We start from the raw sequence: 216 nt of genomic DNA on the forward strand, positions 1-216 counted from the left end.
AGCATATCGCTGTCTCCGGCAACAACGCCCTCTCCTTCAACCGTGATTGTCTTTCCTGTTTCGTCTGCCAGGGGCTCGAACAACTCACGTAATTCATTCAGTTCGGCTGCCAGATCCACATCATGTTTATCCAGCCGCAGCAGACCATGCTCTGAACGTGCCAGAAAAAGCATGTCACTGGTCATTCGTGACAACCTTTTCAGTTCTTCCAGGTTA

The 216-nt window shown here is 50.0% G+C and carries 1 pseudogene; it reads right to left on the bottom strand.

Going from position 1 to position 216, the window contains the following annotated elements:
• A pseudogene (locus tag OGV50_RS00355) lies at nt 1-216 on the bottom strand (two-component sensor histidine kinase); the annotation flags it as partial.

Origin of the sequence: Citrobacter sp. CK180 (assembly GCF_030333655.1) — a bacterium.
In the GTDB taxonomy this organism is placed as follows: Bacteria; Pseudomonadota; Gammaproteobacteria; order Enterobacterales; family Enterobacteriaceae; genus Citrobacter_B; species Citrobacter_B koseri.